The organism is Bacillus sp. ISL-7 (genome assembly GCF_018613065.1).
Map to the genome: position 1 here is coordinate 22,003 of NZ_JAGGQW010000021.1, position 14,088 is coordinate 36,090.

The following is a 14,088-nucleotide window of genomic DNA, read 5'->3' on the forward strand; positions in this document are numbered from 1 at the left end:
ATAAATTCAAATTAGAAAGAACAGGATCTATCTAAGGGGTGGAGAGTATGTTCATGGTTGTGATGGCTATCGTCATTACTTCGGCAATCGGCTGCGTTATTTCAGCTGAAATTAGTGTTGAATAGAAAGTAAGCATCGACCAAAATATTCGGTCGATGCTTTTTTTCATCTTATTTATCTTCAGTCAAAGCCAAGAATTCATTAATATCATCAAGACAAATACGGACTGCCTTCTCCCAAAAGTCAGGTTGCGTCAAATCTACTTGTAAATGTTTCTCCGCTAGGTCCTCGACCGACATTGAGGCTGTATCCTTTAACAAGGCAATGTACTTATCTTCATAGCCCCTGCCTTCCTCAAGAGCCTGAGCATAGATACCAAGTGAAAAAAGATAACCAAATGTATATGGGAAGTTATAGAATGGAACACCGGTTATAAAGAAGTGGAGCTTCGAAGCCCAGAATAACGGATGATATTCTTCCAAAGCATTGCTATATGCCTCTTTTTGTGCGGCAAGCATCAATTCATTTAACCGTTCCACTTCAACAGGACCTTGCTTTCTTTCTTCATAAAAACGCGTTTCAAACAAGAAACGGGCATGTATATTCATTAATAGCGCAACCGTTCTTTGAATTTTATCATCTAATAAAACGAGCTTTTCTTCTTCGTCCTTCGCATTCTTCACTGCCGCGTCAGCTACAATCATTTCCGCAAAGGTTGAGGCGGTTTCAGCAACGTTCATCGCATAATTGCGATTGAGATGATGAACACCCTTCATTGCGAATGTATGGAATCCGTGTCCCAGTTCATGTGCAAGGGTTGAGACGTTAGATGGAGTGCCTGAATAAGTCATGAAAATACGGGATTGATTACTTTCAGGGAAGAAAGTACAAAAGCCGCCAGGTGCTTTTCCAGGGCGATCTTCTCCTTCGATCCATTGTTCTTTAAACGCCTTCTGGGCAAATGAAGCCATTTTCTCACCAAAGATAGCAAAGTTCTGTTCGATAAATTCAGCACCTTCTTGATAAGAAACCTTTGAGGCTGTTTTTCCATATGGAGCATCTAAATCATACCAACTTAATTTTTCAAGTCCTAACAGCGTAGCTTTACGCTCTAGGTATTTAACCAGCATTTGTTTATTTTCCGAAATAACTGTCCACATTGTTTCCAGCGTTCTCTTTTCCATGCGGTTAATACTAAGCGGTTCCTTCAAAACATCCTCCCAGCCACGCTTTTTGTAGACACTTAAACGGAAACCAGAAAGATGATTAAGTGTTTTAGCCAAGATGTCTGCTTGATCTCCCCAAGCTTTTTCCCAATTTTCAAAAATAGCTGTTCGAATTTCCCTGTCTGGGCTGGAAAATTTGTTGAAAGCCTGCCCGACAGAGAGTAGTTTCTCTTTGCCATTTTCGTTAAACGAGATTTTAATTTTTCCTACGATTAAATCATACAGTTGACCCCAGCTATGGTAACCGTCCACACCAAGGGCGCTGATAATAGCTTCTTCTTCTTTAGAGAGCTTATCTTTTGCACGATCTCGTCGTTCATTTAATATGTAAGAGAGCACTTTGAGTTTTTCATCTGCTAACAACTGTACCCAAACGTCATCGTTGATTGTTGTTAATAAGCTATCAAATCTACTAAGAGCAGTTTGGAAAGCAGCACTTAAACTGGTCACTCTTGCTTCCAGGTTAGATGCTTTCTTGTCTTCGGTATTTTGTGCCTGCAAACATCCAACAAAGGCACCGGCTTGACGAAGCTTTTTGGCGGCATGCTCAAAGTCTTCAAGTAACTCTTGTAGGAATTTTGAATCTTCGGTTGTATTGAGTGGAGTCCAACTGCTAGCTTTTGCTTGGAAAAGATCAATTAACTCTGAAGTAAGGGTTAAGTGGTCTGCAAATTCTTTGGAATCACTGCCGCCTTTAAAAATTATTTCTAGGTCCCACACATCCGAATATGGAGTGGCTGTCATTCTATGTACCTCCTTTATTTTTGTACTTTCATTATTATATAGTTATTTTTCTAAAAATTCTATACACTACGCTTTCCGAAGGATGGGATGCAAAAGGGAATAAAAAAGTAATTCACCTAATCTTCAAATTTGTTTTTCAACCGTATGTAGTATAATTTAATCCTAGATCTAATATGCGGGAGAGGAAACTAGTGAAAAAAATACTACTCGTTGATGATGAAACAAGAATGTTAGATTTACTTTCTCTTTATTTAACTCCCAAAGGGTATAACTGCATTAAAATGTCTTCCGCTCTCAAGGCAATTTGTTATTTGGAAAAGAAGAAAGCAGATATAATCTTGTTAGATGTTATGATGCCCGAAATGGACGGGTGGGAAGCATGTAAGGAGATTCGAAAAAACTGGGACATCCCGATCATTATGCTAACCGCACGCAGTGAAAAAAATGATATTGTTAAAGGCCTAAAAATGGGTGCTGATGATTATATTTCTAAACCATTCGACGAAGAGGAGTTAACTGCTCGTATAGACGCTGTCCTAAGAAGACAAGCAGGTCATCCAGCATTCATTGACTTTAATGGTCTTTCATTAAACGAGGATTCTTTTGATGTTTCATACAAGAATCGGCATATACCTGTCACACCAAAGGAATTTTCTTTATTAGCGCTTTTACTGAAGAATCATAACAAAGTGTTTACCCGGGAACATCTTTTGACGACGATATGGGGTTATGCCGCTCCAACAGAAGACCGGACGATTGATTCCCATGTTCGGAATTTACGGGATAAATTACGGAAAACAGGATTTCCTGTTGACGATTATTTGACAACCGTATGGGGACTGGGGTATAAGTGGATGGATAAGGATTCATAAATGAATACCTCATAGTTTAATATGGAGGGAAAAAAGTGAAGATTACAATGAAAGTCTATCTTGCTATTTTGACAGGAATCATGCTGATTTTGGCCTCAGGCTGCACAAATAAAAGCCAAGAACAGAAACCTGAAAAGGAAAAGATAGCAAAAGTAAACTTTGATATTATCCAGGCGAAATCATTAAAAGTAGGTCAGATTCTTGGTATTGGCTATCCAGGAAATGATTTTGCTTTGTACGTAGCTACAGATGACGGCCTAAAAATGTATAATGGTTCTGAATGGTATGAAACAACAACGAACCAACATGATTACTTTGGCTTTCAAGCGATAAGTGCTGGTTTTATCGCAAGCGGTCAACCTCAAAAAGGATCGGGTCTTAAGGACCCACTCGGTGTAATTCAGAGTGTTGATAAAGGACTAACCCTCAAGAAATTATCCTTTTATAATCAGTCGCTGTTCCATTTCGTGGGTGCAAGTTTTTCAGGAAAGGGTCTTTATGTAATTAACGAAGAACCTAATGGAAAACTGGGTCAAGGCGTGAATTATTCTCTGGACAATGGAGCGACGTGGAAAAAAAGTGCATTAAAGGATTTTAACGCTGATTCATTTGGGATGATTGCGGTTCATCCGAAAAATGGCAATATCATCGCGATGTCGACAAGGTCTGGTATTTTTTATTCGACCGACAATGGGAACACCATGAAGCAGATTACAGATCCATTTATGGTTACGGCACTTACATTTAGTGGAGACTCGATTTTATTTTCAAGTGTGGAAGACGAAAAAGTACTATTAAAAACAATCAATCCTGCAACTGGAGAAGAAAAGAATATCGCTTTCCCATTCCTTGATTATGATAATCCAATTACTTATTTAGCGATTAATCCAAGAGATCCGAACCAAATCGCCTTCACTACTTATAAGAATGATGTATATGAATCTATTGATGGTGGAATGAAGTGGAATAATCCTTTACAAAATGGAAAAACAGAGCTGAAATAATCTTTAGCTCTGTTTTTTTAGGTTACTTTTTCTTCTTCTCTTTTTCGGCTCGATAAAATTCATGGAACATTTTCATTAAGGCGCGTTTTTCAATCCTTGAAACATAACTTCGTGATATTCCTAATTCTTTGGCAATCTCCCGTTGTGTTTTTTCTTTTTGTAGGTCAAGACCAAATCGCCCGATGATTACTTCCTTTTCTCGGTCATCCAGCACTTCAATATATTGTTTCACTTTCTCCAGCTCCATGTTCAGCTGAATCGTATCAATCACATCTTCTGATTCTGATTTAAGCACATCGATTAATGATATTTCGTTTCCTTCCTTATCTTGACCAATTGGATCATGCAAGGAAACATCTTTTTTTGTTTTCTTAAGAGCTCGTAAATGCATTAAAATTTCATTCTCAATACAACGTGCGGCATAGGTGGCGAGCTTTGTTCCTTTCCCCTCGGAGTAACTCTCAATCGCCTTAATTAACCCAATGGTTCCGATTGATATTAAATCTTCCGAATCCTCCCCAGTGTTTTCGAATTTTTTTACTATATGCGCGACCAATCTTAGGTTGTGTTCAATTAACATATTGCGCGCATGGGAATCTCCCTCTGCCATCAATCGAAGATATTTTCTTTCTTCTGCGGCAGATAGGGGTTGAGGAAAGGCATTATTTTTTACATAGGAAACAAGAAATAAGAATTCCTTCATTAAATATCCGAGAGCTGTTAAGATTCCAGACATCCACATCTACCCCCGTCTTTTTTGGCTTATTCGCCTATTATTAATTCCTATGAAGGAAAAGGGAAATTGTGTCTGTCCATAAACTTTTTTATTTAAGTAGGAATTTTTTAGAAAAAAAAGCATCAACCATGGACTGATTGATGCTTTCTTGCTGTTTCTATACTTTTTTCAGTTTAAATGGACTGACCATTAGGAATGATAGAATGATGATGATAAATAAGAATGTTTGGGAAGGGATATAGGGAATGGCTAAAAAGCTTAAGGTAGCCAAGCATCCTGCTGCTGTAATTGGTAGACCAGTAAAATAGCCATTGCTTTCCGTTATATTGAAGCGTGCTAATCTGAAGGCGCCACAACCGATGTAGAAAACTGTAAAAAATGAACCCGGTCCGCCAAATTCATGTAAAATTCCTTGATATAGTAATAGTGCAGGTGCCACGCCAAATGATATAATATCACTCATGGAATCCAATTGTTTTCCTAACTCGGACTCAATATTAAATTTTCGTGCAATCATGCCGTCAAAACGATCGGCCAATGCGGCAATAAAAATTAACAGCAGGCTTAATCTCAAATTCCCATGAAATCCGAATACAATGGCAAAACCGCCCAATGATAAGTTTGTTAAAGTGATAACATTAGCTGTTTGTGATTTAAGTTTTTTTATTGTTTGATCTAGTACGTCTAATAAAAACATGCTCCACACCACTCCTTTCTTACAAGCCGGAAGGTAAATAATTTCTTACATTCATTCTATATTATTTAATTTTAAGCGTTTTATGTCTTTTCGTAAAGAGTATTTTTACACTATTTGGGGGTAGTTAGATGATCCAAGGCTTTTATCGTCTATTGATTGAGTTAACAAATGGAAGGTGGACATCAGGAATTTTAAGAAGGTTTGCTCGTTCAAATGTCAGTCGTTTCGTGGTACCATCCTTTGCAAAGATTTATCATTTAAATCAAGAAGAAATGGAGAAGAGCTTGTCAGAATATCCTACTCTTCATGATTTATTTGTCAGGACATTGAAGAAGGATGCAAGAGAAATTGATAAAGGTGAGAATTCGGTTGTCAGTCCGGTGGATGCGGTTATCGAAGATGTGGGTCCGATTAAAGAGACGAGTGATATTCATGTCAAAGGAAAGACGTATTCAATTGAAGAAATGCTGGGAAATCCACAACTGTTAGCCAAGTATTTGAATGGTACATACATGATTCTTTATTTAAGCCCAAGTCATTATCATCGTATTCACAGCCCTGTCAATGGAATCGTCACCGAACAATGGACGCTTGGTTCAAAATCATATCCAGTCAATAAGCTGGGGCTAAAATATGGGGTTAGAACACTCGCCAAGAATTATCGAGTTATAACTGAAGTGAAAACGGATTATGGGCATGTTGCAATTGTGAAGGTTGGGGCTATGTTTGTTAATTCAATTGAAACCACACACAAGGGATCAGAATTAGTGAAGGGCGGCGAAATGGCTTATTTTAGTTTTGGTTCGACCGTAGTCCTGTTATTCGAAAAAGATATTTTTCAAATGGATTCAAACGTTCAGACACCTAAGGACATTAAGGTTGGAGAAAAACTTGGGGTTTTGAGAAATCAGTAACGAAAAACAGTCTCAGCGACTTGGGCTTGAGTTGAGGCTAGACAAAAAGAAAAGCCCTAATAGGGCAATTGTTAATTTTATGACGACATTTTTATTTTATGGTATAAGGAGCGTCTGAGCATTTCTGACTCAATAAGTCCAATAAAATCAGGGCTTAAGTTTAATTCTCTTGCTTTAAAATATGACTCAATTAATAATTCATCTGACAGTTTCCGCACGGCAGAATCCACCTCCGATTTGAAAATAAATAGTTCTAATATATGAATCATTAGCATAAAATGGTATGTTCAATTGGTGTACCCTAAATCTACCAAATTTATTCCTATAGAACAATCGTTCTAACTATCCACAGGTTATGGTGGATAACTTGTGATTACTTTGTTTATAAAATGATGAAATGTGTATGATTCAATGGGTATAATGTTAATAACTTTATCCACAACGGTGTGAAATGAAGATATTTGTCGAAAAATATTTTATTACTTTTTTAATTTTATCCTATTTTAGAAAGATTTAGGTGCTCTTATAAAAAGCAATAATATTTTAAAATCATGTATTATCAGTTTTTGATGAATAATAAGACTATAAACAAATTACATTTAATCTTTGAAACAAAGGTTAAAATTGGTTATGATTGTACAAGAAAAAAATATTGAACGATTATATTTAGAATTCAATGAGGTGTAAGCTTAGTGCTAAAACAATTTTTACCGAATGAACATGTTAAAAGCATCCTTGATATATCCGCTGAACAGTTGAATGCAAAAGGGATTAAGGGGATCATTACTGATTTGGATAATACGTTAGTGGAATGGGATCGCCCCAATGCCACTCCTCAATTAATCAAATGGTTTGATGAAATTCGAAAACATAATATCCTCGTGACAATTGTTTCTAATAATAATGAAGAACGTGTCAAAGCCTTTTCTGATCCTTTAAAAATCCCCTTTATTTTTAGGGCTAGGAAGCCGTTTGCCATTGCCTTTCACAAGGCCATTTCACAAATGGGAATTAAAAAAGAAGAGGCAGTGGTAATTGGAGATCAGTTACTGACAGATGTACTTGGCGGGAACCGGGGTGGTTTTCATACGATCCTGGTTGTCCCTGTTGCACAGACTGACGGATTTTTTACAAAATTTAACCGCTTTGCCGAGAGAAGAATTTTAAATTGGTTTCGAAAAAAAGGTATGCTTCAATGGGAGGATTAATGTGTGAGTGAACATCAACATATTTGTATGGGTTGTGGAGTAAAGGTCCAAACAGAATACCCAGAGGAACTAGGATACGCCCCAACATCGGCATTGGAAAAAGAAATGATTATTTGCCAGCGATGTTTTCGTCTTAAGCACTATAATGAGGTTCAGGATGTTAGCTTAACCGACGATGATTTTTTAAAAATATTAAATGAAATGGGAAAGTCAGATGCCTTAATCGTGATGATTGTTGACATTTTTGATTTTAATGGCAGCTGGCTTCCAGGTTTACACCGTTTTGTAGGAAGCAATAAAGTGCTTCTTGTTGGAAATAAGGTGGATTTATTGCCTAAATCTGTGAAGCATAGTAAGCTAATTCACTGGATGAAGCATGAAGCCAAAGAACTGGGGTTAAAGCCAGAAGATGTATTCCTTGTAAGTGCTGCGAAAGGCTTATTTGTTAAGGAAACGGCGGCGGCCATTGATGAACACCGAAATGGTAAAGACGTCTATGTGGTTGGGTGTACTAATGTTGGGAAATCTACGTTTATCAATCGAATCATTAAAGAAGTAACAGGAGAATCCGATGTTATTACCACCTCCCATTTTCCGGGAACGACGTTGGATATTATCAAAATTCCACTTGATGATGAAAAATCATTAATTGATTCGCCAGGTATTATCAACCATCATCAAATGGCGCATTATGTTGATAAGAGGGATTTAAAAATTATCACCCCCAAAAAAGAAATCAAGCCAAAAGTGTTTCAATTGAATGAAGGACAATCCTTATTCTTTGGCGGACTGGCCCGCTTTGATTATATTAGTGGCGGCCGAAGATCCTTTGTTTGTTATGTTTCCAATGAATTGAATATTCACAGGACCAAAATCGAGAATGCGGACGAACTCTATGAAAAGCATGTGGGGGAAATGTTGACACCGCCTCGTATGGAACAATTAGAATCTTTTCCTGAGCTTGTGAAACAGGAATTTATTGTGAAAGAAGCAAAAACGGATATCGTTTTCTCAGGACTTGGTTGGATTACCGTAAATGAGGCGGGTGCAAAAGTAGCTGCCTATGTACCAAAAGGTGTACAAGCATTAATTCGAAAATCCTTAATATAAATAGATATCTTTAAGGTCAGGTTTTCACGTGCTGACATGGGTGGGGGGAATTCAGATGAAGAAATTATTTGCTGTTTTGGGGAATCCAATCGGACATAGTATGTCTCCGGTTATGATCAATGATTTATTTTCATTTTATAACATCGATGCAGCCTATCTGCCATTTCAAGTTAAGGAAGTGGATTTACAGGATGCTGTCAAGGGATTAAAAGCGCTGGGCGTCAGTGGATTTAATGTAACTGTACCGCATAAAAGTAAAATTATTCCCTTTCTGGATGGCATAGATGAATTGGCCGCGAACATCGGGGCGGTGAATACCGTTGTAAATGAAAACGGTCAACTAATTGGCTATAACACAGATGGCCCTGGTTTTCTAAAAGGCTTAAATGCTTTTCTGCCTAAAATAACAGACCAAAAGGTTCTGATTATTGGAGCAGGCGGGGCTGCGAGAGCCATCTATTTAACTTTGGCAAAGGAAAATCCGCTCGTCTTGAACATTGCCAATCGCACGATAGAGAAAGCCTGGGAACTAATCAAAGAATGTCCTTATTCAGTTTTTTCTAGTGCTTGTTCGTTTGAAGAGGCAAGTGAATCATTAGGGGAATATGATTTAGTTATTCAAACGACACTGATTGGCATGTCCCCAAAAATTAATGAGCAGCCATTCCCGCTAAATAAAATAAAGAATCAAACCGTCTTTTGTGATATCATATACAATCCGCTTGAAACGCAATTTTTACAAGAAGCGAGTCTTAATGGAGCAAGCATCCAAAACGGGATAGATATGTTTGTATATCAGGGAGCACTTGCTTTTGAAAAATGGACAGGAATTTTCCCTGATGTGGAAAGAATGAGAGATAATGTGTTAAAACAATTAGGAGGAAGAACATGTTAACAGGTAAGCAAAAAAGTTTTTTACGTTCAAAGGCGCACCACCTAGATCCGATATTTCAAGTAGGTAAAGGTGGAGTAAACGAAAATATGATTAAACAAGTTGCTGATGCACTCGAAGCAAGAGAGCTATTTAAAGTCAGCATTTTGCAAAATTGTGAAGAAGATAAAGCGGCCGTTGCTGAGCAGTTAGCTGAAGGTACGGGTGCAGAAATTGTTCAACTTATCGGAAATACCATTGTCCTTTATAAAGAGTCTGTGGAAAAGAAAACAATTAAACTTCCATAATTGAAAGTATAAGGAGGCGATCGCATGTTGAAGGTGGGAATATTGGGAGGAACTTTTGATCCTCCGCATTATGGACATCTTTTAATTGCAAATGAGGTTCTTTCCACTCTTCAGCTTGATGAAATTTGGTTTATGCCAAACCAAGAGCCTCCCCATAAGAGAAAATCAGAATCGATTAAAAATGAAGATCGCCTGCAAATGCTGGAATTAGCAATCGGTGGAAATGCTGCTTTTCGAGTGGAAACGATTGAACTTCATAGGCAAGGCCCTTCTTATACAGTTGATACCATGAAAATGATTAATGACCAGTATCCTGACCATCAGTTTTTCTTTATTATTGGGGCGGATATGATTGAATACCTGCCGAAATGGCATAAAATTGATGAACTTATTAAACTTGTCCAATTTGTTGGAGTTGAAAGACCGACGTATAGCAGTCAGACAGACTACCCTATCCTTTATGTAGATGTTCCGGCACTGGATGTGTCATCTAGTATGATTAGGGATAGGGTGAAAAACGGAAAGACAGTTCGTTATCTACTTCCTGACCCGGTCGTTCAATATATCGAGGAGAAGCATTTATATGGAACGTGAAGAGGCGTTAAAGCTTGTAAAGGAACAATTAACCGATCATCGCTATCAGCATACTTTGGGAGTAATGGAGACAGCGATAGCACTTGCAAAACAATATGGCGGAAATGAACAAAAAGCGGAATTAGCTGCGATTTTTCATGATTATGCAAAATTTCGTCCAAAAGACGAAATGAAGGAAATCATTACTGGTCAAGGATTTCCGCAGGATTTGCTTGAATTTAATTCGGAATTGTGGCATGCACCTGCAGGGGCCTACTTGGTGGAAAAAGAAGCGGGCATCAGCGATCGTGAAGTTTTGGAAGCGATCCGTTATCATACCTCAGGAAGACCAGGAATGACTTTACTGGATAAAATTATTTATTTAGCCGATTACATTGAACCAGGCCGTCATTTTCCAGGTGTGGAAGAGGTACGAGATATGGCTAAAGAAAATTTAGATAAAGCACTAATTAAGGCCATTCAAAATACGATCATGTTTTTATTAAAAAAGAATCAAACAATATACCCTGATACATTCTATACGTACAATGATCTAATCAAAAAACTGGAGGATTGATTAATGGATAATCAAGAACTACTAAAAATTGCTGTTAAAGCAGCGGATGACAAACGTGCTGAAGACATTTTAGCCCTAAATATGAAGGGGATTTCTTTAATTGCTGATTACTTTATCATATGTCACGGAAACTCAGATAAACAAGTACAGGCGATTGCAAAGGAAATGAAAGAAAAAGCCCAAGAACATGGATATGACGTAAAAAGAATAGAGGGTTATGATGAAGCAAGATGGGTGTTGATTGATCTTGGCGATGTTGTTGCCCACGTATTCCATCGTGACGAAAGAAGCTATTACAAATTGGAGCGTCTATGGGGCGATGCGCCGTTGGAAGACATCCACAGTGCGCTAAATACATGAGCTATCAGCAATTTGCCTATCTCTATGATGAGCTGATGAAGGACGCACCATATGATGAGTGGGTCCAGTTTGTCAAAGATAAATGCGTGAACTATAACGTTACTGGCACTCGCTTGCTGGACCTAGCATGTGGGACAGGTGAACTCTCCGTCCGGTTAGCGAAAGACGGCTTTCAAGTAACGGGAGTGGATTTATCTGAGGATATGCTAGCTGTGGCACAGGCGAAGGCCGAGGATGATGGGGTTAGAATTCCGTTTTTTCAGCAGAATATGGCTGACTTAGAGGGCCAGGGGGAATTTGATGTCATCGGTATTTTTTGTGATTCGTTAAATTATCTTCAGAGCGAGCAAGAAGTTATGGCGACCTTTTCAAACGCCTTCCAGCATTTGAGCGATGAAGGAATATTCATTTTTGACGTTCATTCGATTTATAAAATTTCTCATTTATTCATTAATCAAACCTTTGCTTCCAGTGAGGATCATGTCTCATTTATCTGGAATAGCTTCTCTGGAGAAAGTTCGAATAGTGTGGAACATGAGTTAAGCTTTTTTGTTTTGGATGAACGAACAGGAAAGTATGACCGATTTGATGAGATTCATTTTCAACGAACATATCCAGTCCAGCAATATTCAGACTGGTTAGTCGAGACTGGTTTTGAATTGTTGGAGGTTTGTGCTGATTTTAAAGATGCTAAGCCTGCAACACAATCAGAGCGAATCTTTTTTGTAGCGAAAAAAATAAAGAAAGCCATCTAAAAAATAAGATGGCTTTTTATTATGAGAAAAGAAGGAATTTGTCAGTAAATGGCGAAATTAATAATTAGAGAATTGCGTCTCTACTTTATCTAGATCCTCTTTAAATTTTGCCTGCGTAGCCTGAAATAGGTGCCCAAATACGTCTCCGAGCTCGTTATCCAGTACTTTTATACCTTCACCGGTTATCCCGCCCTTTACACATACCTTTTCCTGCAGTGATGAAAGTGTATAATGCCCTTGCTTTAATAATTCACCCAGTCCTACAATCATTTCACTTGCCATAATTGTAGCGGCATCTTCGTCAATTTCTGTCTCTTTAACTGCCGCTTGGATGAAACTTTGGAGAAGATAGCTGAAGAAAGCTGGCCCGCAGCTAACGATATCAGAGGCAGGCCTCGTTATTTTTTCATCAATATGAAACGGCACCCCAATCTTCGTAATTAATTTCTCTACTTTCCTTTTCCAATGGTCTCTGCAATTTTCCCCATAGGTAATCAATGACACCCCAGATAATGCGCGATTTGTAATACTTGGGATTACTCTAACGGCTGAACAGGAAACCTTCTTTTCAATTTGGCTTGTACTGATAGGGCTCGTTATAGAAATGAGACATTTTTCAGGGCTTAAATGTGGTTTAATTTCATCTAGAACTTGAAATACATCTAATGGTTTTACACAAATAAATACCAAGTCGGACTCCGCGGCAACTTCTCTTGGATTCGCTCCAACCCTTAGTTCCCTATATTTATCTTTAAGCACCATAGCTTTTGATTTTGTCCTGTTTGTAATCATGATAGAGGAAGGGGAAATGGCTTTTCCGTCAATCAAGGCCTCCACCAATATTCTCCCCATATTACCGGTACCGATAATGCCTATTTTCATTGTTCCGACCCTCCTTCGCATGCAAGTTTCTTTTATAACCATATGAAAACTGTAAGTGAAATATACCTTTAGAAAGGAAGGATTCAAGTGAAATACTGGTTGATTGAACACAAGATCATTGTTGTAGTTGTTGCGATTATTGCACTCGGTGGATTTTATTTTTTTTATGTCAATGATACCCCTGAGCCTCTTCCCACTAATTCTCTAAGTAGTGAAGAGAAATTTCAAGGGGAAGAGAAGGAAACAGAAAAGACGAAACCTGCAAATCTTCCGGAATTGCCAGAGAAAATAATGGTAGATGTCAAGGGCCAAATCAAACTTCCAGGAGTATACCAAGCAAATACAAGTGAGAGGGTTATTGATGTTATCAGTCGAGCGGGTGGTTTAACGGACAAGGCCGACCAAGGTCAGGTGAATTTTGCCGAGCATGTCCAAGATGAAATGATCATTTACATCCCTGCTAAGGGAGAGGAAGGACTTCCTTCTGCACCCGTAGGCGGCAGCCAAATTACTACCAGCGGTAATCAAAAAGAATTAAAAATTAATATAAATAAGGCCGATGAAACTGAATTGCAAAATCTCCCTGGCATTGGTCCAGCCAAAGCGGCTGCCATTATTGAATATAGGAATACAAATGGCCCTTTCAAAGCGATTGAAGACTTGAAAAATATAAGCGGTATTGGGGACAAAACATTCGAAAAATTTAAAGATTTACTTGCTATATAGTAAATCTCTAATTGACCTATAGGGACAATCACTATTAAACTTAAGTGGAAGAATATAAAAGGGAGTGGGAGAAGTGGAACGAATCTCATGGGATCAATATTTTATGGCACAAAGCCATTTGCTCGCACTAAGAAGCACATGTACTAGGCTGACAGTGGGAGCTACAATTGTAAGGGATAAACGAATTATTGCTGGTGGCTATAATGGATCAATAGCTGGTGGAGACCATTGTATTGATGAAGGTTGCTTCGTGATTGACAATCACTGTGTCAGAACCATACACGCTGAAATGAATGCGCTGCTTCAATGTGCTAAATTTGGTGTCCCGACAGCAGAAGCTGAAATTTATGTCACCCATTTCCCCTGCTTACAATGCTGTAAAGCGATTATCCAAGCGGGTATTAAAACCGTTTATTACGCGGAGGATTATAAAAATCACCCGTATGCAATTGAACTTTTTCAGCAGGCAAATGTTACCATTGAGAAGGTAGAGCTACATGAGTCAGTAATTGATTTACGGAAGGT

The 14,088-nt window shown here is 38.2% G+C and carries 18 protein-coding genes and 1 pseudogene; 13 read left to right on the forward strand and 6 right to left on the reverse strand.

The genetic code is table 11. The annotated features are described in order from the left end of the window. Positions 1 to 31 precede the first annotated feature (31 nt). Together J7E66_RS05765 and J7E66_RS05770 are read right to left on the reverse strand one after the other, a co-directional pair. A complete protein-coding gene (locus J7E66_RS05765) occupies positions 32 to 169 on the reverse strand; it encodes a hypothetical protein (RefSeq protein ID WP_214998447.1) in 138 nt (45 codons plus the stop codon). A gap of 1 nt (position 170) precedes the next feature. Continuing rightward, positions 171 to 1,970 carry a M3 family oligoendopeptidase gene (locus J7E66_RS05770; RefSeq protein ID WP_214998448.1) on the reverse strand — a complete coding sequence of 600 codons (1,800 nt, stop codon included), beginning with the start codon at positions 1,968 to 1,970 and terminating at the stop codon, positions 171 to 173. Positions 1,971 to 2,161: 191 nt separating this feature from the next. Here J7E66_RS05770 and J7E66_RS05775 point away from each other — a divergent pair, with 191 nt between their 5' ends. After that, entirely contained in the window at positions 2,162 to 2,842 is a 681-nt protein-coding gene (locus J7E66_RS05775; RefSeq protein WP_214998449.1) for a response regulator transcription factor, read from the forward strand. Positions 2,843 to 2,877: 35 nt separating this feature from the next. Then, positions 2,878 to 3,846 (forward strand): F510_1955 family glycosylhydrolase, encoded by a 969-nt coding sequence (locus J7E66_RS05780; protein WP_214998450.1) that lies wholly within the window; start codon positions 2,878 to 2,880, stop codon positions 3,844 to 3,846. Positions 3,847 to 3,868: 22 nt separating this feature from the next. Here the strand turns inward: J7E66_RS05780 and sigK are convergent, their stop codons facing one another. Both sigK and pssA read right to left on the reverse strand, forming a co-directional pair. Beyond that, positions 3,869 to 4,582, reverse strand: a complete 714-nt coding sequence (gene sigK, locus J7E66_RS05785) for an RNA polymerase sporulation sigma factor SigK (protein ID WP_214998451.1) — start codon at positions 4,580 to 4,582, stop codon at positions 3,869 to 3,871. A gap of 157 nt (positions 4,583 to 4,739) precedes the next feature. After that, positions 4,740 to 5,279 (reverse strand): CDP-diacylglycerol--serine O-phosphatidyltransferase, encoded by a 540-nt coding sequence (pssA, locus tag J7E66_RS05790; RefSeq protein WP_214998452.1) that lies wholly within the window; start codon positions 5,277 to 5,279, stop codon positions 4,740 to 4,742. Positions 5,280 to 5,407: 128 nt separating this feature from the next. Here pssA and J7E66_RS05795 point away from each other — a divergent pair, with 128 nt between their 5' ends. Continuing rightward, the gene (locus J7E66_RS05795) at positions 5,408 to 6,193 is read left to right on the forward strand and encodes a phosphatidylserine decarboxylase (RefSeq protein WP_214998453.1); all 786 of its coding nucleotides are present in this window, start codon (positions 5,408 to 5,410) and stop codon (positions 6,191 to 6,193) included. A gap of 77 nt (positions 6,194 to 6,270) precedes the next feature. Here the strand turns inward: J7E66_RS05795 and J7E66_RS05800 are convergent, their stop codons facing one another. Beyond that, complete coding sequence (locus tag J7E66_RS05800; protein WP_098259603.1) at positions 6,271 to 6,411, reverse strand: sporulation histidine kinase inhibitor Sda; 141 nt, start codon at positions 6,409 to 6,411, stop codon at positions 6,271 to 6,273. A 474-nt stretch (positions 6,412 to 6,885) separates the two neighbouring features. On the opposite strand from J7E66_RS05800, the gene J7E66_RS05805 reads away from it, so the two are divergent. The 8 genes from J7E66_RS05805 to J7E66_RS05840 are packed head-to-tail and all read left to right on the forward strand — an operon-like array spanning position 6,886 to position 11,955. Beyond that, positions 6,886 to 7,401 carry a YqeG family HAD IIIA-type phosphatase gene (locus J7E66_RS05805; RefSeq protein ID WP_168245142.1) on the forward strand — a complete coding sequence of 172 codons (516 nt, stop codon included), beginning with the start codon at positions 6,886 to 6,888 and terminating at the stop codon, positions 7,399 to 7,401. Between the two features lie 3 nt (positions 7,402 to 7,404). After that, entirely contained in the window at positions 7,405 to 8,511 is a 1,107-nt protein-coding gene (gene yqeH, locus J7E66_RS05810; protein WP_214998454.1) for a ribosome biogenesis GTPase YqeH, read from the forward strand. A gap of 55 nt (positions 8,512 to 8,566) precedes the next feature. After that, entirely contained in the window at positions 8,567 to 9,406 is an 840-nt protein-coding gene (gene aroE, locus J7E66_RS05815; RefSeq protein WP_214998455.1) for a shikimate dehydrogenase, read from the forward strand. Then, on the forward strand, positions 9,400 to 9,690 hold the full coding sequence (gene yhbY, locus J7E66_RS05820) for a ribosome assembly RNA-binding protein YhbY (RefSeq protein WP_088089051.1): 291 nt from the start codon (positions 9,400 to 9,402) through the stop codon (positions 9,688 to 9,690). Before aroE ends, yhbY begins: the two co-directional genes overlap by 7 nt. A gap of 24 nt (positions 9,691 to 9,714) precedes the next feature. Beyond that, positions 9,715 to 10,284 carry a nicotinate-nucleotide adenylyltransferase gene (locus tag J7E66_RS05825; protein ID WP_214998456.1) on the forward strand — a complete coding sequence of 190 codons (570 nt, stop codon included), beginning with the start codon at positions 9,715 to 9,717 and terminating at the stop codon, positions 10,282 to 10,284. Next, the gene (gene yqeK, locus J7E66_RS05830; RefSeq protein ID WP_098934397.1) at positions 10,274 to 10,840 is read left to right on the forward strand and encodes a bis(5'-nucleosyl)-tetraphosphatase (symmetrical) YqeK; all 567 of its coding nucleotides are present in this window, start codon (positions 10,274 to 10,276) and stop codon (positions 10,838 to 10,840) included. The genes J7E66_RS05825 and yqeK overlap by 11 nt, the downstream gene beginning before the upstream one ends. A gap of 3 nt (positions 10,841 to 10,843) precedes the next feature. Beyond that, positions 10,844 to 11,200 carry a ribosome silencing factor gene (gene rsfS / locus J7E66_RS05835; RefSeq protein WP_168245136.1) on the forward strand — a complete coding sequence of 119 codons (357 nt, stop codon included), beginning with the start codon at positions 10,844 to 10,846 and terminating at the stop codon, positions 11,198 to 11,200. After that, positions 11,197 to 11,955: a class I SAM-dependent DNA methyltransferase gene (locus tag J7E66_RS05840; protein ID WP_214998457.1), complete on the forward strand. Its 759-nt coding sequence runs from the start codon at positions 11,197 to 11,199 to the stop codon at positions 11,953 to 11,955. The genes rsfS and J7E66_RS05840 overlap by 4 nt, the downstream gene beginning before the upstream one ends. 57 nt (positions 11,956 to 12,012) lie before the next feature. Here the strand turns inward: J7E66_RS05840 and comER are convergent, their stop codons facing one another. Then, positions 12,013 to 12,837, reverse strand: a complete 825-nt coding sequence (comER, locus tag J7E66_RS05845; RefSeq protein ID WP_214998458.1) for a late competence protein ComER — start codon at positions 12,835 to 12,837, stop codon at positions 12,013 to 12,015. An 87-nt stretch (positions 12,838 to 12,924) separates the two neighbouring features. Here comER and J7E66_RS05850 point away from each other — a divergent pair, with 87 nt between their 5' ends. Both J7E66_RS05850 and J7E66_RS05855 read left to right on the forward strand, forming a co-directional pair. Then, positions 12,925 to 13,563 carry a helix-hairpin-helix domain-containing protein gene (locus J7E66_RS05850; RefSeq protein ID WP_214998459.1) on the forward strand — a complete coding sequence of 213 codons (639 nt, stop codon included), beginning with the start codon at positions 12,925 to 12,927 and terminating at the stop codon, positions 13,561 to 13,563. Between the two features lie 73 nt (positions 13,564 to 13,636). Then, positions 13,637 to 14,083 (forward strand): annotated as a pseudogene (locus J7E66_RS05855) (ComE operon protein 2); the annotation flags it as partial. Between the last annotated feature and the right edge of the window lie 5 nt (positions 14,084 to 14,088).

Excerpts from the sequence above, each read along its gene's own strand:
- J7E66_RS05765 (WP_214998447.1), bottom strand. The coding sequence starts at position 169 with ATGAAAAAAAGCATCGACCGAATATTTTGGTCGATGCTTACTTTCTAT.
- J7E66_RS05770 (WP_214998448.1), bottom strand. The coding sequence starts at position 1,970 with ATGACAGCCACTCCATATTCGGATGTGTGGGACCTAGAAATAATTTTT.
- sigK (WP_214998451.1), bottom strand. The coding sequence starts at position 4,582 with ATGTCTGGAATCTTAACAGCTCTCGGATATTTAATGAAGGAATTCTTA.
- pssA (WP_214998452.1), bottom strand. The coding sequence starts at position 5,279 with ATGTTTTTATTAGACGTACTAGATCAAACAATAAAAAAACTTAAATCA.
- J7E66_RS05795 (WP_214998453.1), top strand. The coding sequence starts at position 5,408 with ATGATCCAAGGCTTTTATCGTCTATTGATTGAGTTAACAAATGGAAGG.
- aroE (WP_214998455.1), top strand. The coding sequence starts at position 8,567 with ATGAAGAAATTATTTGCTGTTTTGGGGAATCCAATCGGACATAGTATG.
- yhbY (WP_088089051.1), top strand. The coding sequence starts at position 9,400 with ATGTTAACAGGTAAGCAAAAAAGTTTTTTACGTTCAAAGGCGCACCAC.
- J7E66_RS05825 (WP_214998456.1), top strand. The coding sequence starts at position 9,715 with ATGTTGAAGGTGGGAATATTGGGAGGAACTTTTGATCCTCCGCATTAT.
- yqeK (WP_098934397.1), top strand. The coding sequence starts at position 10,274 with ATGGAACGTGAAGAGGCGTTAAAGCTTGTAAAGGAACAATTAACCGAT.
- rsfS (WP_168245136.1), top strand. The coding sequence starts at position 10,844 with ATGGATAATCAAGAACTACTAAAAATTGCTGTTAAAGCAGCGGATGAC.
- J7E66_RS05840 (WP_214998457.1), top strand. The coding sequence starts at position 11,197 with ATGAGCTATCAGCAATTTGCCTATCTCTATGATGAGCTGATGAAGGAC.
- comER (WP_214998458.1), bottom strand. The coding sequence starts at position 12,837 with ATGAAAATAGGCATTATCGGTACCGGTAATATGGGGAGAATATTGGTG.